The organism is Priestia sp. ABM2_011, assembly GCF_056158845.1.
This window is the reverse complement of the sequence record NZ_JBSWUB010000001.1, coordinates 879096-903574: the sequence shown is the minus strand read 5'-3', so window position 1 is coordinate 903574 and position 24479 is coordinate 879096. Positions and strand designations below refer to the sequence as shown.

Sequence of the window (24479 nt, the reverse complement as noted above, 5' to 3'; positions counted from 1 at the left end):
CGACCTTTCTTAATGCATAATTCGGCGAACTGAATAAATGTCTCGAAGCTGCTTAATGCGCTCGACCACTTTATGAAGATGACTGATGTTATGAATAGAAATTGACATATGAATCGTAGCCATTTTGTTTCGGTCCGATTTTCCTGAAACGGCTGAAATATTCGTTTTAGTCTCGTTTACAACCTGCAGAACTTCATTTAGTAAGCCTCGACGGTCGTAGCCCGAAATTTCAATTTCCACATTAAACTCTTTGCCTTCTTTAATATGTGTTTCCCACTCTACAGGAATAAGACGGCTTTCAGCATCATCTGTGTGAACGTTTAAACAATCTGCTCTATGAACAGATACTCCCCGCCCCTTTGTAATAAAACCAACAATCTCATCTCCGGGAACTGGATTACAGCATTTAGACAAGCGAATCAGCATGTTCTCTACACCCGGTACGATAACACCGGAATCTTTTCGTTTATGCTGGCGAACACGTTTAGCCGCAGTGTCGCGTGCAATGTCATCAATTTGGATCTCTTGTTCTTGATCGCGCTGCTTTCTCCACTTCTCGGTTAAACGATTAGCTACTTGAGCCGCAGTTAATCCGTTATATCCAATAGCTGCATACATATCATCTTCATTTGAGAAATTAAACTTCTCCGCTACTCGTTTGATATTATCAGCTGTTAATACTTCTTTTAAGTCAAACTCCATTTGACGAATTTCTTTTTCAACCAGCTCTTTGCCTTTTTCAATATTTTCATCGCGGCTTTGCTTTTTAAAGAATTGGCGAATTTTATTTTTGGCTTGAGACGTTTGAGCAAGATTTAACCAGTCCTTGCTTGGACCATATGAATGCTTAGACGTCAAAATTTCGATAATGTCCCCCGTTTTCAAACGGTAATCAAGCGTAACCATCTTGCCGTTGACTTTTGCTCCAATGGTTTTATTTCCGATTTCAGAATGAATACGATAGGAAAAATCAATTGGAACAGAACCCGAAGGAAGCTCAATGACGTCGCCTTTTGGCGTAAAAATATAAACCATGTCAGAAAACAAATCAACTTTTAGAGATTCCATAAACTCTTCTGCATCGTTTGCATCATTTTGAAATTCTAAAATTTCTCTAAACCACGTTAACTTTTCTTCAAATGAAGCATGCTCAGCTGTTTTTCCCTCTTTGTAAGCCCAGTGAGCAGCAATTCCATACTCAGCAATTTGGTGCATGTCAAATGTTCGAATTTGAACTTCTAACGGATCACCTTTTGGTCCGATAACCGTCGTATGAAGAGACTGGTACATATTTTGTTTTGGCATCGCAATATAATCTTTGAAACGTCCTGGCATTGGTTTCCAGCACGTGTGAATAATCCCTAACACCGCATAGCAGTCTTTAATGCTATTTACAATAATGCGCACAGCTAGTAAATCGTAAATTTCATTAAACTGCTTGTTTTGCAGTGCCATTTTACGATAAATGGAATAAATATGTTTTGGACGTCCTGAAATTTCAACTTTAATCGACACTTCATCTACTTGCTCACGAACTTCATCAATAACTTCAGCCAAATATTGCTCGCGTTCCGCACGCTTTTTCTTCATCAAATTGACAATGCGATAATATTGCTGAGGATTTAAGTAACGTAAAGCTGTATCTTCAAGCTCCCACTTAATTTTTGAAATACCAAGACGATGAGCAAGAGGAGCAAAAATTTCAAGCGTTTCATTTGAAATGCGTCGCTGCTTTTCCTGCGGTAAATGCTTCAGCGTACGCATGTTATGAAGACGATCCGCAAGTTTGATCAGTATGACTCGAATATCTTGAGCCATTGCCACAAACATCTTGCGGTGATTTTCAGCCTGCTGCTCTTCTTTAGACTTATATTTAATTTTTCCAAGTTTCGTTACGCCGTCTACTAGCATTGCTACTTCTTCGTTAAAAGCTTTTTCTAAATCCTTTAGTGTTATCTCTGTATCTTCGACCACATCATGTAGAAATCCAGCTGCAATTGTTGCTGGATCCATATCTAGATCAACTAAAATTCCTGCGACTTGAATCGGGTGGATAATATATGGTTCACCCGACTTGCGATATTGTTCTTTGTGAGCTTCTTTTGCAAAATCATATGCTTTTTGTACAAAAGCCACGTCTTCTTCATTTAAATATCGCTTCGTATTGTCAATGACCTGTTCCGCTGTTAGGACTTGCTCATTTGCCATGAAATCACCTTTTATCAACTAGCATTTTTAATTCATATTGTAACTATTATCTTGAAAAAATCCAAGGATGTAAAGCCTTTGCGTCTAATTTATGAAATTTACATCATTTCCATTTTACGTATTCACGTTTTTTAACGAAAAAAGAGCACCTGTATCAGGTACTCTTTTTTTTGTGATCGTTCTTCTTAATACGTCATTAATGTGAATACATCGTAACCGTCTAGTTTGTCACGGCCGTCAAGGTAAGAAAGTTCAATTAAGAACGCAGCTCCAACAACAATTCCGCCTAATTCTTCAACAAGCTTAATTGTCGCTTCAATTGTACCGCCTGTTGCTAATAAATCATCTGTAATCAACACGCGCTGACCTGGCTTAATTGCATCTTTGTGAATCGTTAATACGTCTTTACCGTATTCTAAACCGTAATCTACTTTAATTACTTCACGCGGTAATTTTCCTTCTTTACGAACAGGTGCAAAGCCGATACCTAACGCATAGGCTACTGGACAACCAACGATAAATCCGCGAGCTTCCGGTCCTACGATAATATCAACTTGTTTATCATTGGCATATTTTACAATCTCATCCGTTGCGGCACGGTATGCGTCACCGTTATCCATTAATGTTGAGATATCTTTAAATGTAATACCTGGTTTTGGCCAGTCAGGTACAATTGTAATATAATCTTTAAAATTCATTCTAATGTTGCCTCCTCATTCAATCGAACGCTTAAAAATATCTTGAAATTGATTTTTAAGCTGTACATATGACGTATAAATAAAGTTTTTTTCTATTTCAATCTGCTGCTGCTTTTGGCGATAAGTCGCAGATTCTATTAAATCACGTTTCGTAGAATTTTTCACTAACGAAATTAAGCCATTGTTTATTGTAACAAATTCTAACTCAAAAAACACCTTTGCCATAAAATCAATCGTTTCTTTCGACCAGCCCTTATGAATTGCTAAATCTTCTTTGTAGCGTTTTAAATCAAAAGGACCCTTTTTCGCTAAAAAGCCGTAGAACCATTTAAAGTGATCGCGAGTTGGGATTGTATCAAAATAATGGTCTTCTTCCGTTAAGAAAATAGCGTATATCCTAGAAGGAATACCTTGGACAAACAAAGCTTCAAGCCACTTCTGTGATGGAGGCAAATCTAATAAAACGATCTGTTCTCCTGCAAACATGCATGCTTTTGCCTGTTCTTCATTTTGAATAAGAACAACATGTTCCATCGGCAGCATCGACTTGTATTTATCAATTGTTGAATCGTGAAAAGCAACAACTTTCATTTGATCTGTGAATACCTGTTCAAAGAAACGTTTGACATCAACCGCGCTGCGATAATCAAACATCTGCCACTCATCTACAGAGATATCTTCTACCATCAGCTGCGGTTTGCGCATATTGTTCCACTCATTAATGGATAGTTCACCTACTAATGATACCTTAGCTATAGGAGATACTTCATCTAATATATAGCCTAACCCAAATCCTACTGCATCAACCGATACACCGCTGTCTTCAAATACGAGTTTTAAATGATTTTTATTCGCACCAATTTTCCGCATAGATGTTGTATGAACATCTTTAATGAGAACTTTTGGCTTCGGATTATGCATACCAAATGGAGCAAGCGCACTCATTTGTTCAATGTTTTCCAGGGTAATTTCCTCTGTTTTGCATACTGTATCAACTGATGTAATTGGAATAAAGTCCTGTTGAGTTAACACGTTGCTTGCTTGTTCATTAAGGCGTCTGCGCAGTTCTTCTACATCCTCGCTGTTTAACGTCATGCCGGCTGCCATTGGATGCCCTCCAAAATGCGGCAAAATGTCACGGCATTTAGATAAGTTCGCGAATAAGTCAAAGCCTTGGATACTTCTTGCTGAACCTTTAGCAATACGGTTTTCAGAGTCAACACTTAATACAATTGTTGGTCTGTAGAACTTTTCTACGAGCCTAGAAGCAACAATTCCAACAACGCCTGCATTCCATCCTTCTCCCTCTACAATAAGAACGCTATTTTCATCCGGAGGATACATACTTTCAACAAATTCAACGGCTTCTTCCGTAATATCGTTTACGATTTGCTGCCTTTCCTTGTTTAACGCATCAATTTCTTTAGCTAAACCTTTTGCTTCTTCAGCATTTGTTGTCATAAGCAAATGAACAGCTGGATCAGCATCTTGAAGACGTCCTACTGCATTAATGCGAGGAGCCATGGCAAATCCAATTGTATCTTCAGTAATTTCTTCGCGTTTTACTCCACATACGCTCAGCAGCGCTTCAATTCCAGTACGCTTCGTGAGCTTGAGATAGTCAAGACCTTTGCGAGCAATTAAGCGGTTTTCGTCGACTAAAGGAACTAAGTCAGCAATCGTCCCAATCACTGCTAGTTCTAACAAATGTTCCGGAAGCTCCCCTAACAGCGCATGAGCAAGTTTAAAAGCAACTCCTACACCTGCCAGTTCTTTAAATGGATATGTACTGCCCGGCAGCTTTGGATGAATAATTGCATAGGCATCGGGTAAAACCGGACCCGGCTCGTGGTGATCAGTAATAATTAAATCAAAATCTAATTCACGTGCATACGCCGTTTCTTCGACTGCCGAAATACCTGTGTCTACCGTAATCACCAGCTGATAGCCGCCTGCGTTTATTTTATCAAATGCTGCCTTATTCGGCCCATAACCTTCTGTAAAGCGATTAGGAATATAAAAATCAGTATCAGCGCCGAGCTGCTGTAAAGCAGATAACATAACTGAAGTACTGCTGACGCCGTCCGCATCGTAATCTCCATAGATCATAATTTTTTCATTATGATCAATTGCTTGCTGAATACGAGCTACTGCTTTGTCCATATCGTGCAATAAAAACGGATCGTGGAACGTTTGTGCATCAACGTGTAAAAACTCACGTGCCGCTTCTACTGTTGTCATGCCTCTATTAAGTAATAACGAAGCTACTAGAGGTGTAATATTGAGGTTTTCTACAAATTCATTAACAAGTTGTTCATCACATTCTTGAACATTCCAACGTTTTTTTGACTGTAACATGTCTCTTCACCCCTTAACCCACATTATTATACTAGAGTGGATGAAATGGAGCAACGAAAGAAAATAAGCATATTTTTCTGACAGTGCGCCTTAAATTTTCACGTACAAAAAAACGTGCGAACACTTCGCACGTTTTTGAATTACTTGCTTTCTACTTCTTTTTGTTCCTCACGCTTCAACTGTTTACCTTTCCACACAAGCCATAGCTGCGCAGCAATAAACACAGATGAATATGCACCAAGAATTAAACCTACTAACAGGGCAATTGAGAAGTTTTGAATGGACTCACTTCCGAATACAAGAAGTGCTACAACTGCAATCACAACTGTTAACACGGTATTCATCGAACGAGTAAACGTTTCGCGTAAACTTAGATTTACGATAAATGCCAAATCGTCAAACGTTTTGGATTTGAATTTCTGCATATTTTCACGAATGCGGTCAAACGTAACGATTGTATCGTTAATTGAGTAACCAACAATCGTCAAGACAGCGGCGATAAACGTTAAATCTACTTCTAACTTTGTTAAGCTAAAGACCGTAACGATAAAGAACGCATCATGCAGCAGAGCAAGCACGGCTGCAAGCGCCATGTAAAACTCGAATCGAATCGTTACATAGATGATAATTCCAATTGAAGCAATCACAATCGCCATCATTGCATTTTTCGCCAGTTCTTTTCCAACTGTCGGCGAAACGGTGCTTACGTTTGGTTCAGAACCGTATTTGTCTTTAAAGTGGTCTTTTAAATTGGCAATTTCTTTTTTATTCAAGACCCCAACTACACGTACGACACCCGTATCATTACTTTTTCCTGTAATAACTATGTCATCCGTTTTGATATCAAGAGACTTCATTTCACGCTGTATCTCAGCCTGCGTAACGGTATGATTTGCGGGAATCTCTATGCGAGTTCCGCTCGTAAAGTCAATACCGAGGTTCAGCCTAAACACAGCAACCGAGATAATACCGATAATCACGAGCACGCTTGAGAATGTGAAGAACGCTTTACGGTATTTAACAAAGTCAATTTTATCCCACGCTGTAGGTAAAACGGTTGTGCCGTCATCTTTGCTTAAATCGTGAATTTGCTCTTTCTTCACGCCAAAGTAGCCTGGTTTTTTATCAAACCAGCGGCTGTTTACTAAAAGGCTCATTAATAAACGCGTACCGTATACGGCCGTAATAAAACTTAGCACAATCCCAATCATTAATGTTGTTGCAAATCCCTTTACTGAACTTTGACCATAAAAGAACAGTACAAGAGCCGCTAACATTGTTGTAATATTGGCATCAAAAATGGTCGCAAGTGAGCGACGATTTCCTGCCCGGTAAGCCGATATAACAGACCTTCCTGTTTTCAGTTCATCTTTAATCCGCTCGTAGGTAATAATATTCGCATCTACTGCCATACCTACGCCGAGAATAAGAGCCGCAATCCCTGGAAGCGTCATAACCACGTGCATCCAGTCAAATACAACTAAGTTTAAGTAGATATAAAAACTGAGTGTAATAATGGCAATAAGCCCCGGTAAACGGTAGAAAAACAGCATGTAAAGGAAGATAATTCCGATGCCGATAATACCCGCTAATATAGTCGTATGAAGAGCTTCTTCTCCAAACTGAGCTCCAACGGATGTAGAGTATAGCTCATCTAATTTAACTGGCAGCGACCCGGCATTTAACAATTCCGCCAGCTGCGTTGCACTTTTCACTGTGAAGTTTCCACCTGAAATTTCAACATCTGGCTGTGTTAACACGCTGCTAACAGAAGCTGCAGACAGGTACTTCGGATTTTGTTTTGCTGATTCTTTTTGGTACGAGTCTTTTCCTTCTTCATAATCCAGCCAAATGACAATTAAATTGTTAGGTGCTGGTTTTTGAGAAAGCTCTCGCGTAATCTTTTCAAATTTTTTCGCATTTTTTAACTTTAGTGAGACGCTAGGCTGATTGCTTTGGTCAAACGATTGCTTTGCTCCGCCTTGCGCTAAGTCTGTACCATCCATCAGCACCTTATCGTTCACGTCACGGAACGTTAAGTTTGCTTGAGTTGATAACAGATCCCTGGCCTGCTTTTGATTCGTGACACCAGCTAGCTGAACACGGATGCGGTCGTTTCCTTCAATTTGAATGCTGGGCTCACTAACTCCCAGTACATCGACACGTTGACGCAGCGCTTCAACCGTGCTGTTAAGTGCCTTTTTGTCAATGACATCGCCTTTTTTAGCTGGACTGACTTTATATAAAATTTCAAATCCACCTTGAAGGTCGAGGCCAAGTTTAATATCTTTTGTAATTCCAGTCATCGTTGTTCCGATTGTACTAAACACAAGCAGTACTAAGAGGAAAAAGGCAACGATACGTCCTCTTTTAACCATCGACAGAAAATCCTCCTTCTTATGTAAAAAACATGAAATGATAACAATAGATAAATGACCAATCTAATTATCATTCATAACCTAATGTCTGTCAAATAAAGACCTTATCAAATTTTAATACATGTATTTTACAAACTCTACTTTAATAATTCTTTCCAGTCTTCTCCATTATTAACACTTGAGAACATATCAGATTTATAAGATTCAATGGTTACATAGCTCATCACCTGCGTGATCTTAACAGATAAAATATCATTTACAACTTGATGGAGAGATAGCTCCTTTTCTTTTTTCCATTTTTTCATTTCCAAATAACTCAATAAATCGTTCTCCGTTACTTCTTCATATCCGAGCATATGAAATTCTTCCATTTTGCTGGATACGACAGGCTGTATAAGTTCTTTCGAAGCTGAAATAAATGGATGTGTCATATTGATCCTCCTTTCCGTTTGACATTTTGCGTAAAATTTCTTTCTCGTATGAGGAATACTTGTCATGCTTGGACACCGACGGCGCATATATTCACTGTATAAACCTCAAGAAAGCAGTGAGTATATGTCTAAATTTTTACAGGGAACTATTATTTTAATAATTGCTGGCTTAATTACACGTGTACTCGGGTTTGTCAATCGAATTGTGGTGGCTCGAATGATTGGAGACGAAGGTGTGGGACTTTATATGATGGCGGTCCCCACGCTGGTATTAGTAATCACCTTAACACAGCTTGGGCTACCGGTTGCCATATCGAAGTTAGTGGCAGAAGCAGAAGCTTTAGGTGACAGGCATAAAATAAAAAAAATACTTGTCGTCTCTTTAAGTATTACGTGTACGCTGAGCGTTTTATTTACGCTCGGACTAATATTATTCGCTCCCGTTGTAGCAAAAACCTTCTTTACAGATTCACGTACGATCTATCCGCTGCTTGCGATTATTCCTGTTATTCCGATCATCGCCGTGTCGTCTGTCATTCGCGGATATTTTCAAGGAAAGCAGCAAATGAAGCCCGCTGCTTATTCTCAAATTATTGAACAAGTGGTGCGAATTACGTTAATTGCTGTCTGTACAAAAGCATTTTTACCTTATGGAATTGAGTACGCCGCGGCTGGCGCTATGCTCTCTTCGGTATTTGGAGAGCTCGCTTCCCTGTTTTACATGGTGTTTATGTTCAAGCGAAAGAAGAAAATAACGGTAAGACGAAAATTTTTTGCTTCTTTACATGCGGGCAAAGATACGTTCCTTGACTTAATGCGAATCGCTCTTCCCACGACAGGAAGCCGCATGATTGGGTCAATTTCTTGGTTTTTAGAACCTATTGTAGTAGCTCAAAGTTTAGCAATTGCAGGAGTAGCGACAGCGGTAGCAACGAAGCAGTACGGAGAATTAACAGGCTTTGCACTCCCTCTCCTGATGCTGCCTTCTTTTGTAACGGTGTCTCTATCCACTTCTTTGGTTCCCGCAATCAGTGAATCTCTTGCACAGAATCAAATGAAACAAATCGAATATCGGCTTCATCAAGCTCTCCGCTTGTCGTTTGTAACAGGCGGACTGGCCGTTGTTGTTCTTTATGTATTTGCTAATCCGGTAATGGAATTGATGTATGGTTCTGACAAAGCTGCTATTTTTGTCAAAGTCATGGCGCCTTTTTTTATCTTTTATTACTTTCAAGGGCCGCTTCAAGCTGTTTTGCAGGCGCTAGACCTTGCAAAAGCCGCCATGATTAACAGTTTTATAGGAGCAGCGGTCAAAACGTCTCTTATCTTCTTACTCGCAACTCAGCCCAATCTAGGCATTATGGGAGCTGGCCTTGCAATTGTTGTGGGAATGATGCTTGTCACTCTTTTACATCTGTCTACGGTCATGAAAAAAATCACGTATAAGCTTCATGTGTTTGAGTATCTTCGCAGCTTTGCTGTAATGGGCATATCAGGCTTTATTGGACACTTTGCTTATATGAACCTTTTCACTTCCATCCCGTTAAGCTTACGAACCATTTTATCAATTGCACTGACAAGCTTTGTATATGTACTGTTTTTGCTGCTTTTTAGACTGATAACAAAAGAAGAATTAAATCGCTTTTCTGTTTTACGTTATTTTAAACGAAAATAAAACGCGGAGCACTCCGCGTTTTATTGTTTCACATCTATTAAATCTATAAAAAATTTTCCGTTGTCGTAGCTGCAATATGAAATCTTGTCTAAGTTTGAATGCCCCAGTTTCTCTAACTCCTGCCTTAACCATTCCGTTGTTTTATGTTCATGCAACAGATGCTCTTCTTGAATAACGCCGTCAATGATAAAAGGCAAATTCAAATTGCCTTTTTTACCTGATTGCTGATCTTTTTCAAACACGGATAGCCTTCCTGAAGATTCTAAAATAGCAAATTCAACATCAGCTACATTTTTTATATTTTTATCTCGTAGCTGCACAAGCAAATCATTGAAGTTATATCGCTGCCTTTTCATTTCATGTTCATTTATTTTTCCATTTTCAATGATAATACTAGGTTTACCATCAATAAAATTTCGCATTCGATTGCTTTTAAGAGACCATATAGCTAAACCAATTTGAATAATAAGAAGCGTTAACATCGGAAGAATTGAATACAGCAAAGGATCTTTTGGGTTTTCAATAGCCATTACTGCCATTTCAGCAATCATAATAAAGACAACTAAATCCAAAATGCTCAGCTCTCCTATTTCCCTTTTGCCCATAACGCGAAAAATAATTAAAACTACTACATACAAAAGCACGGTTCGCGCAACCATGATTAATAGTTCCACTGCAAAGACCTCCTTTATGTATTCCCTTGTAGTTTGTACCATTTATTTTAAAATAGCCTTACTTTTATGCGTCTATTTTGAAGTCATCCCGAATATGCTCGTACTAAGGGTTCACCTATCTTTTTATTTCATGAGGGGGAAACAAGTTGGGTGCAAAACGAATGAGCAACGCTGTATTTGCAGGGGTAGCAACAATCTTAGTGATGGCTTTAGCGATTAGCATTATCTTTTCGCTTATTTTAAAATTCACATCGCTTGAAGAACAGTCCGTACGTTTATTTTTACTTATTCTCTCATTTATTACACTGTTTATCGGAGGATTTATCGCGGGAGGACGAAACGGTTCAAAGGGACTGCTTGTTGGAGGAGCCACTGGTATTTCTTATTCTTTTTTAATGTTTTTACTACAATTCCTCGGCTATAGTCACCTGTTTTCTGCACAGCAGCTTTTATTTCACGCTGGGTTTATTGGAGTCGCTATTCTCGGGGGAATTGTTGGCGTAAACATTGCCGGTTCACGAGAAGCATAAAAAAACGTCACGTACATGTACGTGACGTTTTTTTATTAATCTACGCTTCTTACTTCACGAATAGCATTGCGGTCAAATGTTAATTTTGAACCGTCAGTGCTGCGAACCACAACTTGTGACTCATCGATTGCTTCTACCAAACCGTGCATACCGCCAATTGTAACAATCTTATCACCTTTTTTAAGTGCTGATTGCATTTGCTGTACGTTTTTTTGACGTTTTTGCTGTGGACGGATTAACAAGAAATAGAAAATGACAAACATTAAAAGTAATGGCCAAATATTTTGTAAAACACCCATGAAAACTCCTCCTTTTATTTATATTATCAACAGGTACTCATTCATAAATTTGATGAAAATTCCTGTAGTGACCTAGAAATTCTTTGCGTCTGGGCCGTTAAACCCATATTTTTCAAAGAACTCATCGCGGAAATCGCCAAGTCGGTCTTCGCGAATGGCTTCACGGACTTGCTCCATTAAGTTTAGCAGAAAATATAAGTTATGGTAAGATGTTAAACGAATTCCAAACGTTTCATTACAGCGAATTAAGTGGCGAATATACGCTCTTGAATAATTTTGACATGTGTAGCAGTCACAGTTTGGATCAATCGGACCGAAGTCTTCTGCATATTTGGCATTTTTAACAACAAGACGACCTTCACTTGTCATAAGCGTTCCGTTACGTGCAATACGCGTTGGTAATACGCAGTCAAACATGTCAATCCCGCGAATTGCTCCATCAATTAACGAGTCAGGTGATCCTACTCCCATTAAATAACGAGGTTTGTCAGTTGGCAAGTATGGCGTCGTAAACTCAAGCACACGATTCATCACATCTTTTGGTTCTCCAACTGACAGGCCTCCCACAGCATAACCTGGGAAGTCCATTGATACTAAATCAGCTGCACTTTGACGGCGTAAATCTTCAAACTCTCCGCCTTGAACAATTCCAAAAAGACCTTGGTCTTGAGGGCGGCTGTGAGCCTCAAGGCATCGCTCTGCCCATCGGCTAGTACGCTCTACTGAACGTTTTAAGTAGTCATATTCTGCTGGATAAGGTGGGCATTCATCAAATGCCATCATAATATCAGACCCAAGCGCATTTTGAATGTCCATCGCTTTTTCTGGAGATAGGAAAAGCTTGTCTCCATTCAAATGGTTGCGGAAATGAACGCCTTCTTCTTCAATACGGCGCAAATCGCTTAAACTAAAAACTTGGAAGCCGCCTGAATCTGTTAAGATAGGACGATCCCAGTTCATAAATTTATGCAGACCACCTGCTTTTTTAACAATTTCATGACCTGGACGAAGCCATAAATGGTACGTATTACTTAAAATAATGCCTGCCCCCATTGCTTTTAAATCTTCCGGAGACATTGTTTTTACTGTAGCTAATGTGCCTACTGGCATAAAAATAGGCGTTTCAAATGAACCATGAGGCGTGTGGACAATACCTAAACGCGCTCCTGTTTGTTTACAAGTTTTTATATGTTCGTAACGAATTGCTGTCATTGATGTATTCCTTTCATGTTAAATTACACGATTAGCATCGCGTCGCCGAAGCTGAAAAAGCGATACTTCTCTGCTACAGCTTGTTCATAGGCAGAAATGACGTTTTCTCTTCCTGCTAAGGCACTTACAAGCATAATGAGCGTAGATTTTGGAAGATGGAAGTTTGTAATCATTCCATCAATTGCTTTAAATTCATACCCTGGGAAAATAAAAATATTGGTCCAGCCTGAAGAAGCAACAAATTTTCCGTTATGCTCAGTTGCAATTGTTTCAAGAGTACGGGTAGAAGTTGTACCTACTGAAATAATGCGTCCGCCTTTTTCGCGTACGCTGTTTAGTAAAGCCGCGGTTCCTTCACTCACTTGATAAAACTCTGCGTGCATATCGTGCTCTTCTAAGTCGTCAACGCTGACTGGACGGAACGTACCTAATCCGACATGAAGCGTTAAAAATGCAATATGCACACCTTTTGTTTTTAACTGTTCAAGCATCTCTTCTGTAAAGTGAAGACCTGCTGTTGGCGCTGCTGCAGAACCTTGCTCACGGGCAAAAACCGTTTGATAGCGCTCTTGATCATCCAAACGTTCTTTAATATAAGGCGGCAGCGGCATTTCTCCTAACTGTTCAAGCACCTCATAAAAGATGCCTTCATAGTTGAATTCTAGCAAACGTCCGCCTTGATCGCTCGTTTCTTTACATACAGCAGTCAGACGTCCGTCACCAAACGAAATAACCGTTCCTTCTTTTACTCTCTTAGCCGGTTTTACAAGCGTCTCCCACGTATCGCCTTGTGTTTGTTTTAAAAGCAATACTTCAATATTAGCACCTGTATCTTCTTTTGTGCCAAATAAACGTGCAGGAAGAACACGCGTATCGTTTAACACTAAACAATCTCCTTCTTGCACATAATCAAGAAGGTCATGAAACATATGATGTTTCACATTTCCTGTTTCTTTGTTTAATACCATGAGTCTTGATGCATCTCGCTGCTCAAGTGGTGTTTGCGCAATCAATTCTTCTGGTAAATGAAAATCAAATAAATCTACTTTCAAAATGTTCACCTGTTTCTACTTAATTATTTAAATCTGCCAATTACATAAAAAATAAGTGATAACACAACGCTTACTAGGATACATGTCACAATCGGGAAATAAAAGGTTGTATTTCCTTTTTTAATAAAAATATCGCCAGGAAGCTTGCCAACGAACTGCCATAACAGCCCAATGACTACTAAAATGCCTCCTAATGTGATCAGCATCTTAGGCATATCATTCACTGATCAGGCACCTCCAGCTGAAAATGATCATAAACCAAAGGAGTCACAATTCGTCCTCGAGGCGTTCGCTGCAAAAAGCCAATTTGTAGTAAATAAGGCTCGTATACATCTTCAATCGTGTGAGATTCTTCACCAATAGTAGCTGATATTGTATCTAAGCCTACAGGCCCGCCTCTAAATTTTTCAATAATCCCTCTTAATAATTTATGGTCAATATGATCAAGACCTAAACGGTCCACCTGTAACATTTCTAATGCTTCAGTAGCAAGGGTTTCAGTTATAGCTCCGTCTCCTTTTACCTGGGCAAAATCTCTGACTCTTCGAAGCAAGCGATTCGCAATACGTGGAGTTCCCCTAGCACGCCTAGCCATCTCAAACGTCGCTTTCTGATCAATCTCTACATCTAAAATAGCTGCTGTTCTTTCTACTATCGAAGCAAGATCTTCTTCTTGATAGTATTCCAAACGGCTTAAAACGCCGAAGCGATCACGTAAAGGAGAAGATAAAAGCCCTGCTCTTGTTGTTGCACCTACTAGCGTAAACGGAGGCAAATCAAGACGGACAGAACGTGCACTCGGCCCTTTTCCAATCACAATGTCCAAACAGAAGTCTTCCATTGCTGGGTACAGTACTTCTTCAACTGAACGATTTAATCGATGAATTTCATCAATAAAAAGCACATCTCCAGGCTCTAAGCTGGTTAAAACCGCGGCTAAGTCGCCTGGACGCTCAATGGCTGGCCCTGAGGTCGTTCGGATTTGCACGCCCATTTCATTAGCGATAATAGTGGCAAGGGTTGTTTTACCTAATCCTGGAGGACCATATAAGAGCACGTGATCTAACGTTTCGCTTCGCATTTTGGCAGCTTTAATAAAAATGTCAAGATGGGATTTTACTTTATGCTGACCAATATACTGCTGTAAGGTTTGCGGCCGCAAACTTTGCTCGATGATTTCTTCTTCACCAAGAACATCTCCCGTTACAATACGATCGTCCATTTTACTCCTCCCTTACTTATTGTTTCAATAATCGTTTTAGCGCTTCTTTAATATACTGATCTGTTGTCATCGTTTCCTTCATTAAAGCTGGAACAATTTTTTTGATTTCTCTTTCTGCGTAACCTAATACTTTAAGTGCTTCAATCGCTTCATCGAGTGCTTCTGAACTTTGAGATTTGACTTCTTGTGCGTCCAAATCTGCAAATAAAGAAGGAACGGCATCTGGCACAATATCATGCAGCTTTCCTTTTAAATCTAGAATCATCTGTCGAGCTGTTTTTTTACCTACTCCTGGAAACTTAACTAAAAACTTCTCGTCTTCCTCCTCCACAGCTTGGACAACCTGCGCTGGATTACCTGACGCTAAAATAGCTAAACCGCCTTTTGGGCCGATTCCTGACACGCTAATTAACTTCATAAATAAATCCTTTTGTTCTCGCGAAGCAAACCCGTAAAGTGCAATTACATCTTCTCTTACATATTGATAGGTGTAAACCGTTTTTGGTTGTTCATCAATTGAAAACACGTATGGATTCGGCGTAAAGACCTGATAGCCTATTCCGTTGTTTTCAATTACTATATACTCAGGATTTATATATGTAACCGTGCCTTTGATATAATCAAACAATAAGCTCTCTCCTTACTCACGTACGCGCGGGCAGTGACCTTCCATCTTACCTATGAAGAGTCCTGCCCGCATCGTTCTCTATTTTCCTTTACAGTTCCTTTTAAAAAGACGTTCAAGAGAACGTTCGCCTCTTTTCATCTTTCTCAACCCACTTTTACAATAGCTGTAAAAAATAGAACCGCCCACTTTTATTGATGAATGACCTTTTAAGTTATATACAATACTAGACTGCTGAATACCATTTTAACATATCGCCAAAAGCAAATAGAAGCAATTTAGAATGTTGAATTCAATAATTATTTTACCATACTAAAAAACGGCTGCTTGATCGAAAGCGGCCGCTGCTGGAGCTGATAGATTTTATAGAAATTAATGAGGGAAAGATATTCATCTTTTGATTGAACGCGAATACCTTTCTTTAATTGTTCATGCTGATAGCTTTCAAGCCTTTTGATGTCAATTTGAAAAAACGACTGTATAATGTGCTGCGACGAAGCTGGCTTGCCTTCAAATGCTGAGAGAATACCGTTAACAGAAAGCCCTACGTAGCCGTTGTCTTTTAAAATAGGTGAAATATCGTCTATGCTTGTTCTAAAAACTAGCTCTCGATCGGTTTCTTTAAGCAGTCGCCAATTTTTATATTTTTTCATTAATTGTTTTTTTGTCATAGAAGGGCTTTTGATCATCTCTTGACTTACGACTCCATCCACATACACGCGCTCAAGAAATAATGTCATCGGCTCCTTTTCATTCGCATCTGCACGGTATGGCATTATACAAAGCACAATACTTACTAGCATTAAAAAAGCTGCTTGATGAATGACTTTCTTCACTCACCTTCACCTCACACGTTAATCATACTCTTTTTAGTATTATCCAAAAAGGTTTTGTGAAAATCTACACTAATAGTTTGACCTACTTATTTTCTTTTATCCTCTTATTTTATGAAGCGAATCCTTTTCACGATATTATGTTAAGAAAACATGGAGTATTTGTTACATTTGCACACTATTTGTAAAATTTTCTCTTAAACGTTTTAATTAAATTTTCGCAGGGTATGTACATAGTGGAAGTAATTGTAAGGACTTCTATTATCTATTTTCATAAAAAAGGGAGCTGAAGTAATGAGAATGAATAAACGTGTAGTCGGAACTTTTTTTTCAGAAAAAGAAGCTTTAGATGTTATCCATAATTTAAAACGTCAAGGTTATCGAGAAACAGACATCATGGTCATTTCTAATAGTAAAAGCAATACATTTCAAATAGGTCATGATACAAATGTAATTATTGAAGCTGGTTCGCCTGCCGTAAGTTCATTAGCTGGCGTCATGATGGATAACTTTTTTACCATGATGACAGGCGGCATGGGGCTCAAACAAGGAAGCGGCTTGAAATCAAAATTAATCCGCATGGGCATCCCAGACATCTCAGCCGTGCAGTGCGAGACAGATGTAGCTGCTGGTAAAATTCTAATTTTGATAGATGCCGTAAGCTCTGAACAAACTCCAGCGTACGGAACCTATACGGAACACAACGAGCATAGAGCTGTCCAACTGCGTGAAGAAAAATTAGATGTCTTAAAAGAACGCGTTCAAGTAGGTGAAGTAAAACTCCACAAAAAAGTAATAGAGGAAGAAAGAACTGTACACGTTCCTGTTACAAGAGAAGAGTTTTATATTGAACGCCGCCCTGTAATTGACGGAGACTATAACGCTGGCCCACTTACAGAAGATGAAATTATTCGTGTTCCAATCATGGAAGAACGAGTAGAAATAACCAAAAGACCAGTTATTGTTGAAGAAGTAATTATAGGAAAAAAACTTATTCAAGAAACAAAAGAATGGACTGAAACGATTAAGAAAGAAGAAGCAAGCGTAGAACCTGATGGACTCGCGAGCCCTGAAGTATACGAAAATATGATGAACTATACAGACCATACTTACGCTCAAGTTTCTGCAGCTCTAGCAAGCGACGTGGAAGCTGAATACGAAAATAGTCAGACAACTAACAACGAGAAGCCAAACACACAAGCTAATAAGACAAGCTCTTCTGCAAAAAATGTTAAAAATACAAAGAGTGTCGCTACGGCACCAGCAGATACGAAAAAAAGAGAAGGTCGCCTCAAACAAAACGAAACTAACGCTCAAAATGAAGAAGCGGAATCTAAAACAACAAACAAATCTGCTTCTAACAAGAAAAATTAATAGTTACATGTTCGAGGAATAGCTGCCTGGCTTCAATGGCAGCTTTTTTATATGTATTCTCATCAAAAAAACAGCCGCCCTTCACAGACAGCTGCTTCTTCATTTAACGATGTTTATGATTGACATTCTCATCGACTGATTCAAATAGACCATTGAAATTAGTTTGAATCGTATTTCGGTCTTTTCCATTTCGAATATCGTCATCAAGAGAACGAGCATTCATAAATACATCGTGATCTACTTTTACTTGAACATTGTAGTCCTTCGCAATAGGCTTTACTTTATCGAGCACATTTTGTCTTAAACGGCCGTTATTTATGTCTTTGGCAGGATCCACAGCAACTAATAGCTGATCTCCACGGACAACGGCGCGACTATTTTCTACACCTTTAACGCTTGCAGCTCGATCAGCCACTTTTTCCGTAAAGTCTCTTGGATAATCTTCACCGTAATACATATTAGCCACGCCATTTGTACGATCATTTGTATTATTGATGTTTCCATAAGGGTTTGTCGGATTGTCAAAACGTCCATCACTTACGTTTAACGGATAATTAGGTGTTCCATTCCCATCTAAAACTTCAGTCATTGGACCTTTCGGATTATCTACGCGATGTTCATTCGCTTTTTCATTTGTATGATACCCAACAGGCTGTGTCGTATCTGTATAGCGTTGTTCCATACCTTGGTCTTTGTTATTGCAAGCGCCAAGTCCCATCATACATGCAAAAGCTAAAGAAGTTGCTACATACCTATTCAACATAATCGCCCCCTAATTTAAGCTCTATTTACTCTGAGCTTACTATTAGGATTAAAAGACAAGCCGTTTCTTATTCGATGAAGTGTTTATAAACTCTTTACATGTCATGTAGGTTTTGTAAGTGCTGGTAAATCACTCGATAAAACCGTGTACGCTGTGACCATTCTTCAACTGATTGCTGCATTAACCTTTGACGGTTTGCCCATGATAAAGCAGAGGGGTTTATATTCCAGTTTCTCATCAGCATCGATGGAAATAGCAAAGAAGCAAGAAAAAAACGCTGCTTGCTTAATTCTTTTATTTTCGAGTGTTGAAGTAGTTCTTTCATCGACCACTGGACGTAAGGCAAAAAGCGCTGGGCCAGCTGAACATAGTCATAAAGAGCAGGAGCTTTAGCCGCTAAGTCAAAATCAATCATAACAATACCCAAGTGGTTTGTTTTCAAGAAATTATGTGAAGCAACGTCACCATGAATAATGGAGTGGTTCAACTGACTATCTCTGAAACGCTCCATTAAAACTAAAGCTTTTTCCCCCCAAGTCACAATATCTTTATATACATGAAATTGATTACACTCTTTAAATATATACGACGTTTCTCGAAAAGAGGAAAGCCGCTTTTTCCATTTTAAAATAAGATCATATTCAGGAAGCTTTGTATACGCAGCTATTTTCTTTTTACGAACTTCTCCATGATAGCGGATCAATGTTTGTAATACCTCTTCCCGATCCTGAAAACTTTCGTACGTTATCTCTTTTACTTGCTTAACAAAGGGCATCATCGCCCAATACAAATGACGGTCCTTTATATAAAGTTCACCTTCTGGGTAAGTTTCAAAATTAACCGCATACCCCTGCTTAATTTGAGATAAAACGTGATAAACATGTTCAATTTTACCTTTGTCTCTGTATGCTTTTATTACTTTTCTTCCTTTATTCGTATCCGCGATGATGACGTGAGGCTTTTTCATACGGTAGGTCTCAACGTGAATATCTCTTTTTTTCAAATAGAGAAAGAGACGATTTAAATTAAAATCGTCTCGTCTATAATAATCAATCTTCATCTTCGTCGTACTCATCATATTCTGGAATACTAAATGCATTTGGGTCAAACGCAGGATACGGAGGTACACCAATCATGCCATATGGGGCTGGATAGAGTGCCCTTGGATCCTGAAAGCCGTAAGGTACCGGCTGCTGATACTGTGGATAAGGCTGCTGTGTGGCATAGTCGTCAGGTCTTGGTTCACCGCAGCCGCAGTCTCCTTGCTGCTGTGGGACATAGTGCTGCCCATAATGGTAAGGCACGTTTCCAAAACCTTCCGAAGAACTTTCATAATGTCCACCTGTCATGGCTCCCTGTACTTGTGGATACATTGGTGCTTGATGATAGGCCGGATAAACGGGCTGCTGATATCCCCATGGAGGCGGACAAGGAGAGCATTGTACCGGTCCATAGCAGCTGTGTGGCATCATTGGATACATTGGCATCGGTGCCATATGAGCACCCATTGCATGTTCTTCAAACGATTCGTTTTCATAACCGTGATGATACATTGGAGCCTGTTGATACATTGGCATTGGATACGGCTGTGGTGCATACATTGGCGGATGACACGGCATATAATTAAATCCGTAGCCTGGCATCACAGGCGATATCGGCGTGATTGGATAACATGGCATTTGAGGAGGCATTTCGATACTCTCCATTTCAGGACTTTCTGGCGATTCATGCTTTGGCAGTTCTTTTGGCGCTTCTTTTTTTGGAGCCTGCATCGCCATATTAACCGTGTAATAGTTGTTAATATCAATCTCAGGTGCAATCGGCTTTAATTTAGGAAGCTTTGGTGCAACAGGCATTTCTTTTTTAGGCTGCGCAATTGGTGCCTCTTTTTTAGGCTGCGCGACCGGCGCTTCTTTCTTTGGCTGCGCAATGGGCGCTTCCTTTTTCGGTTGAGCAATCGGTGCTTCTTTCTTTGGCTGCGCAATTGGTGCTTCTTTTATCGGCTGCATAAAGGGCGTCTGAGCAGGCTGATTAGCTGATTTATTGTCATCTGAACTTTCATCAATTTCCGTTACTGGATAAGCTTTAGTGGATTGGTCACTATAAGGGTGTTGAACTTTAGGCATTTCTTTTATACCAGGTGAAGGAGCTCCTTCTTTTTGAACAGGCACTCCGCTTGTCGGCACTTTAATTTTCATTCCAGGCATGATCATGTCTGGATTGCTTAATTGAGAATTCGCTTTTTTTAACTCTTCAAAATTAACCCCATACTTTTCAGCGATTTTCCAAAGGGTATCCCCTTTTTGAACGATATGGATTTTCAACGTCATTCCCCTCCCGAGTAGAGTCTCTGCCATCTATATGTGCAAAATCAAAGTAAGTTCTGTTTGTTCATCACAAGATATGCCTTGAACCATTTTTTTATTCATTTTGCCCACAGTTTGGTTCAAGTTTTTATGATAAAGAAAAAAAGACTTATCAACACAAACAATATGTCAATAAGTCTTCTTTTAGACCTTCTCTTTTCAATTGTCTTAAAAATCTTTATGCTCGTTCTAGCATATTCGTTAGCGCTTTGATTGCACCTTGCGCTGTATGCTTATCTACCTTGATTTGATTTACTTCTATTCCTTCTTCAATGCTTTCTAAAGCCCACAGCAAGTGAGGCAAATCAATTCGGTTCATCGTCAAACAAGGACACATATAGGGATTAAGCGAAACAATTTCTTTATCCGGATGACTGTTGATAATCCGTTTCACTAAGTTCATTTCCGTGCCAATGGCCCATTTAGAGCCTGAAGGAGCTTTTTCAATTGTATCAATAATATATTTTGTAGAACCTGCATAATCTGATTTTTGCACCACTTCATAGGAACACTCCGGATGAACAATAATATTCATCTCAGGCTGCTTCTCGCGTAAATAATCAATATTTTTAACCGTGAAATTTTCGTGCACAGAACAGTGACCTTTCCATAGAATCACCTTGATGTTGTTTATATCGCCTTCATATTCGAGCATTTCTTCAATAGGATTCCAAATGGCCATTTCATCTAGTCCAACACCTAAATCATAAGCTGTGTTTCTGCCCAAATGCTGATCTGGTAAAAAGAGAATGCGCTCTTTTTTAGAAAATGCCCACTCCACCATATTTTTTGCATTTGAAGATGTTACTGTTGCACCATCATGTTCGCCTACAAAAGATTTAATTGCAGCTGTAGAATTTACATACGTAAGCGGAATAATCGTATCTCCGAAAAGATCCTGCAAGACAGGCCATGCCTTTTCTGTTTGCTGAATAGTAGCCATATCAGCCATTGAACAGCCAGCTCGCATATCGGGTAAAATGACTTTTTGGTTTTCATCTGTTAAAATATCAGCTGTTTCTGCCATGAAGTGAACGCCGCAAAACACAATATGCTCAGCTTCTCTATTTTCAGCCGCTATTTGAGCCAGCTGTAAGGAGTCTCCTACCGCATCTGCAAACTCGTACACTTCGTCTTTTTGATAATGGTGGCCGAGCAGAAACAATTTGCTTCCGAGTTTTTTCTTGATTTCTAATACTCTTCTTTTCATTTCATTTTCTGTGAGCTCCGTATATTTAGCGGGCAGCGTTTGCTGCTGAAGCGTTTGTAATAAACTCATCATTTTCTGTTCCCCTTTCTGTTAATAAGTCCAAGCTGATATCGATAGACCCTGCTGAATGCGTTAAAGCTCCAAGTGAAATATAGTCCACTCCGCTGTCTCTAAAAGAATGGAGCGTGCCAAGCGTAATTCCACCGGATGCTTCTGTGACAATATGAGCGGGAACCAGCGGTATCCAATCTTTAATGACTTCTGGAGAACAGTTATCGAACATAATGACATCTGCTCCTGCCTCTATTGCTTCTAGCAATTGACTTTTATTTTCAATTTCTACTTCCACCTTAACCATATGTCCAAGCTGCTCTCTTACTCTCACAACAGCGTCTAGAATAGATCCTGCATGTGCAATATGGTTATCTTTTAACATGACGCCATCGTACAAGCCAAAACGATGATTATAACCTCCTCCAGCACGAACGGCATACTTCTCTAACATTCGCAGACCAGGCGTTGTTTTTCGCGTGTCACATATGCGGGTATGTGAGCTGCCAAGCATCGCTACGGCTTTGTGCGTCATCGTGGCAATGCCGCTCATTCTTTGAAGTAAGTTTAAAATTACCCGTTCACCGGTCAAAATAGATCGCACGGATCCTGAAACGGCAGCTATTTTATCTCCAGGCTTAAGAACATCTCCATCTTTTTTTTCGAAATCCACTTTCACATTAGGGTCTATTAAATGAAATCCTTCTTTAATCAATTCCACTCCTGCGATAATACCTGATTGCTTTGCCGTAAACACAGCCTTCCCTTGGTCAGACGGAGAAAAAATAGCTTCACAAGTTATATCTCCATCTCCAATGTCTTCTATAAAAAAAGAATGCAACAGTGTTTGTAATTTCAACGTGTTCATTATGCTACCTCACCTTTCTTTTTAGATTTCCTTGCTTATAAAATCAATGATTGTTTTGTTGAAGCAGCAGACTGCTTAATAATTCGCTTATGCTCCCACTCTTGCTTTTCATGCGGAAAGTCACTTCGGTAATGACCTCCTCTACTTTCTTTTCTTGCAAGAGAGGACTCGGCAATAAGCAGACCTGCAGTTAGCATATTGCAGATGGTTGCAGCTTCCCTCGAATATATAACTTCTTGATCAAGAGGTATTCCATCCAAATAATTTGTGAATTCATGCACAATGGTAGCCAATTCGTTTTCATGACGAATGATTCCTACACAATCCATCATTTTATGCTGAATTTGTCTTGTGGCAGGCAGTATTTTAGGCATGCCTTTATAGACGTAACGAACGGGAGTATAACGAGATACCGTTCTCGCTTTATGTAAAATATGACGCCCTGCCCGTTTTCCGAATACAAGACACTCTAACAATGAATTGCTTGCTAGACGATTTGCTCCATGAACGCCTGTAGAAGAAACTTCCCCCACGGCATACAATCCTTCAACACTTGTTTGTCCGTAAGCATCTACTTCAATTCCACCCATTAAAAAATGTGCGCCCGGAGTAACAGGTATTCGTTTTTTGTCCAATTGAATTTTATACTTTCGACACAGTGCCGTAATCGTAGGAAATTTTTGTTCAAAATGAGCCACTTTTTCAATGTCTAAAAATACGGATCTTCCTTTTTTCATTTCATTAAAAATCGTCCTTGCTACAACATCTCGCGGTGCTAAATCCTTAAAGAGATGAACGCCTTCCATTATGCGTTCATTCCATTCATTTACCAGTACACCACCTTCACCTCGAACCGCTTCGGATACTAGACCTTTCGCTTCCTTTTGATACAAAAGGGTCGGATGAAACTGAACAAATTCTAAGTCCGCTAATTTTGCTCCAGCCCTGTACGCAAGCGCTAGCCCATCTCCTGTCGCAAGCGGCTGGTTAGATGTATGCTTGTACAAAGCGCCGATTCCTCCGGTAGCAATAATGGTTTGGCGAGCATAATATATAGTAATTTTGTTGTTTTCACCTTGTCCGATAGCACCTCTACACGTTCCATCTACAGTTACTAAATGCTGAATCATTTCGTTTTCAATCACTGTAATATATGGCAGTACTTCTTTTTTCAAAAAAGCGAACAGCGCTTGTCCTGTTGCATCCCCACCTGCATGCAGAATACGATTGACACGATGGGCTCCTTCTTTTCCAAAATGCAGCGTACCATCTGGATTTTTATCAAACTTCATTCCTTTATGAATCAATTCATTTACTACAGCCGCACCTTCTTCCACTAAAGTGCGTACCGCTTGTTCATTGCAATGCTTATTGCCCGCAATCAACGTATCATAGAGATGTTCACTCCAGTGATCGCTGCTTCCAATAGCAGCTGCTACTCCGCCTTGAGCAAGAACTGAGTTATTGCGGTCAATTTTCCCTTTCGTTACCATTACAACTCTGTTATGACGACACAGTTCATAAGCTGCAGAAAACGCTGCTAATCCGCTTCCAATAATTAAAACATCCGTCTCTAACATTTTACACCTCTTTATTTACATGTGTCTTGACACCTATATTTACATATTATTAAATGAAAGACAAGAAGTTTT

22 protein-coding genes are annotated in these 24479 nt (G+C 39.5%); 3 read left to right on the top strand and 19 right to left on the bottom strand.

Annotation, left to right across the window (positions count from 1 at the left end; translation table 11 throughout):
- Positions 1-9: 9 nt before the first annotated feature.
- From ACXAE4_RS04765 to ACXAE4_RS04745, 5 genes are all read right to left on the bottom strand, one after another.
- Positions 10-2208, bottom strand: coding sequence for a RelA/SpoT family protein (locus ACXAE4_RS04765; RefSeq protein WP_289578469.1), 2199 nt, complete (start codon positions 2206-2208; stop codon positions 10-12).
- Positions 2209-2393: 185 nt separating this feature from the next.
- A complete protein-coding gene (locus ACXAE4_RS04760) occupies positions 2394-2906 on the bottom strand; it encodes an adenine phosphoribosyltransferase (RefSeq protein WP_013059309.1) in 513 nt (170 codons plus the stop codon).
- A gap of 15 nt (positions 2907-2921) precedes the next feature.
- Positions 2922-5264 (bottom strand): single-stranded-DNA-specific exonuclease RecJ, encoded by a 2343-nt coding sequence (gene recJ / locus ACXAE4_RS04755; RefSeq protein WP_028411690.1) that lies wholly within the window; start codon positions 5262-5264, stop codon positions 2922-2924.
- Between the two features lie 140 nt (positions 5265-5404).
- Complete coding sequence (gene secDF, locus ACXAE4_RS04750; protein ID WP_028411691.1) at positions 5405-7642, bottom strand: protein translocase subunit SecDF; 2238 nt, start codon at positions 7640-7642, stop codon at positions 5405-5407.
- Positions 7643-7779: 137 nt separating this feature from the next.
- Positions 7780-8073 carry a post-transcriptional regulator gene (locus tag ACXAE4_RS04745; RefSeq protein ID WP_028411692.1) on the bottom strand — a complete coding sequence of 98 codons (294 nt, stop codon included), beginning with the start codon at positions 8071-8073 and terminating at the stop codon, positions 7780-7782.
- A gap of 64 nt (positions 8074-8137) precedes the next feature.
- Here ACXAE4_RS04745 and spoVB point away from each other — a divergent pair, with 64 nt between their 5' ends.
- A complete protein-coding gene (gene spoVB, locus ACXAE4_RS04740) occupies positions 8138-9748 on the top strand; it encodes a stage V sporulation protein B (protein WP_028411693.1) in 1611 nt (536 codons plus the stop codon).
- A 20-nt stretch (positions 9749-9768) separates the two neighbouring features.
- Here the strand turns inward: spoVB and ACXAE4_RS04735 are convergent, their stop codons facing one another.
- A complete protein-coding gene (locus ACXAE4_RS04735; RefSeq protein WP_028411694.1) occupies positions 9769-10422 on the bottom strand; it encodes a DUF421 domain-containing protein in 654 nt (217 codons plus the stop codon).
- 146 nt (positions 10423-10568) lie between these two features.
- On the opposite strand from ACXAE4_RS04735, the gene ACXAE4_RS04730 reads away from it, so the two are divergent.
- Entirely contained in the window at positions 10569-10952 is a 384-nt protein-coding gene (locus ACXAE4_RS04730) for a TIGR04086 family membrane protein (protein WP_014458132.1), read from the top strand.
- A gap of 35 nt (positions 10953-10987) precedes the next feature.
- Here the strand turns inward: ACXAE4_RS04730 and yajC are convergent, their stop codons facing one another.
- The 7 genes from yajC to ACXAE4_RS04695 all read right to left on the bottom strand — a co-directional run bounded on the left by yajC (position 10988) and on the right by ACXAE4_RS04695 (position 16198).
- Entirely contained in the window at positions 10988-11251 is a 264-nt protein-coding gene (gene yajC, locus ACXAE4_RS04725; protein ID WP_028411695.1) for a preprotein translocase subunit YajC, read from the bottom strand.
- Positions 11252-11323: 72 nt separating this feature from the next.
- Positions 11324-12463 carry a tRNA guanosine(34) transglycosylase Tgt gene (gene tgt / locus ACXAE4_RS04720; RefSeq protein ID WP_013059317.1) on the bottom strand — a complete coding sequence of 380 codons (1140 nt, stop codon included), beginning with the start codon at positions 12461-12463 and terminating at the stop codon, positions 11324-11326.
- A gap of 23 nt (positions 12464-12486) precedes the next feature.
- Positions 12487-13515 (bottom strand): tRNA preQ1(34) S-adenosylmethionine ribosyltransferase-isomerase QueA, encoded by a 1029-nt coding sequence (gene queA, locus ACXAE4_RS04715; protein ID WP_028411696.1) that lies wholly within the window; start codon positions 13513-13515, stop codon positions 12487-12489.
- A 23-nt stretch (positions 13516-13538) separates the two neighbouring features.
- The gene (locus ACXAE4_RS04710) at positions 13539-13739 is read right to left on the bottom strand and encodes a DUF2905 domain-containing protein (RefSeq protein WP_028411697.1); all 201 of its coding nucleotides are present in this window, start codon (positions 13737-13739) and stop codon (positions 13539-13541) included.
- The gene (ruvB, locus tag ACXAE4_RS04705) at positions 13736-14737 is read right to left on the bottom strand and encodes a Holliday junction branch migration DNA helicase RuvB (RefSeq protein ID WP_028411698.1); all 1002 of its coding nucleotides are present in this window, start codon (positions 14735-14737) and stop codon (positions 13736-13738) included. The genes ACXAE4_RS04710 and ruvB overlap by 4 nt, the downstream gene beginning before the upstream one ends.
- A gap of 16 nt (positions 14738-14753) precedes the next feature.
- The gene (gene ruvA, locus ACXAE4_RS04700) at positions 14754-15365 is read right to left on the bottom strand and encodes a Holliday junction branch migration protein RuvA (protein WP_028411699.1); all 612 of its coding nucleotides are present in this window, start codon (positions 15363-15365) and stop codon (positions 14754-14756) included.
- Positions 15366-15661: 296 nt separating this feature from the next.
- The gene (locus tag ACXAE4_RS04695) at positions 15662-16198 is read right to left on the bottom strand and encodes a BofC C-terminal domain-containing protein (RefSeq protein ID WP_028411700.1); all 537 of its coding nucleotides are present in this window, start codon (positions 16196-16198) and stop codon (positions 15662-15664) included.
- Positions 16199-16489: 291 nt separating this feature from the next.
- Between ACXAE4_RS04695 and ACXAE4_RS04690 the strand changes: the two genes are divergently transcribed.
- The gene (locus tag ACXAE4_RS04690) at positions 16490-17569 is read left to right on the top strand and encodes a YsnF/AvaK domain-containing protein (protein ID WP_028411701.1); all 1080 of its coding nucleotides are present in this window, start codon (positions 16490-16492) and stop codon (positions 17567-17569) included.
- A 103-nt stretch (positions 17570-17672) separates the two neighbouring features.
- On the opposite strand, the gene ACXAE4_RS04685 is transcribed toward ACXAE4_RS04690, so the two are convergent.
- The 6 genes from ACXAE4_RS04685 to nadB all read right to left on the bottom strand — a co-directional run bounded on the left by ACXAE4_RS04685 (position 17673) and on the right by nadB (position 24407).
- Positions 17673-18332, bottom strand: a complete 660-nt coding sequence (locus tag ACXAE4_RS04685) for a YhcN/YlaJ family sporulation lipoprotein (protein WP_033579658.1) — start codon at positions 18330-18332, stop codon at positions 17673-17675.
- Between the two features lie 94 nt (positions 18333-18426).
- Positions 18427-19392, bottom strand: coding sequence for a phosphotransferase (locus tag ACXAE4_RS04680; RefSeq protein WP_223546267.1), 966 nt, complete (start codon positions 19390-19392; stop codon positions 18427-18429).
- The gene (gene safA, locus ACXAE4_RS04675) at positions 19382-20662 is read right to left on the bottom strand and encodes a SafA/ExsA family spore coat assembly protein (protein WP_099000507.1); all 1281 of its coding nucleotides are present in this window, start codon (positions 20660-20662) and stop codon (positions 19382-19384) included. Before safA ends, ACXAE4_RS04680 begins: the two co-directional genes overlap by 11 nt.
- Before the next feature lie 214 nt (positions 20663-20876).
- Positions 20877-21977: a quinolinate synthase NadA gene (gene nadA, locus ACXAE4_RS04670; protein ID WP_028411705.1), complete on the bottom strand. Its 1101-nt coding sequence runs from the start codon at positions 21975-21977 to the stop codon at positions 20877-20879.
- A complete protein-coding gene (gene nadC / locus ACXAE4_RS04665; RefSeq protein ID WP_028411706.1) occupies positions 21934-22827 on the bottom strand; it encodes a carboxylating nicotinate-nucleotide diphosphorylase in 894 nt (297 codons plus the stop codon). The genes nadA and nadC overlap by 44 nt, the downstream gene beginning before the upstream one ends.
- A 35-nt stretch (positions 22828-22862) precedes the next feature.
- The gene (nadB, locus tag ACXAE4_RS04660) at positions 22863-24407 is read right to left on the bottom strand and encodes an L-aspartate oxidase (RefSeq protein WP_028411707.1); all 1545 of its coding nucleotides are present in this window, start codon (positions 24405-24407) and stop codon (positions 22863-22865) included.
- Positions 24408-24479: the final 72 nt, after the last annotated feature.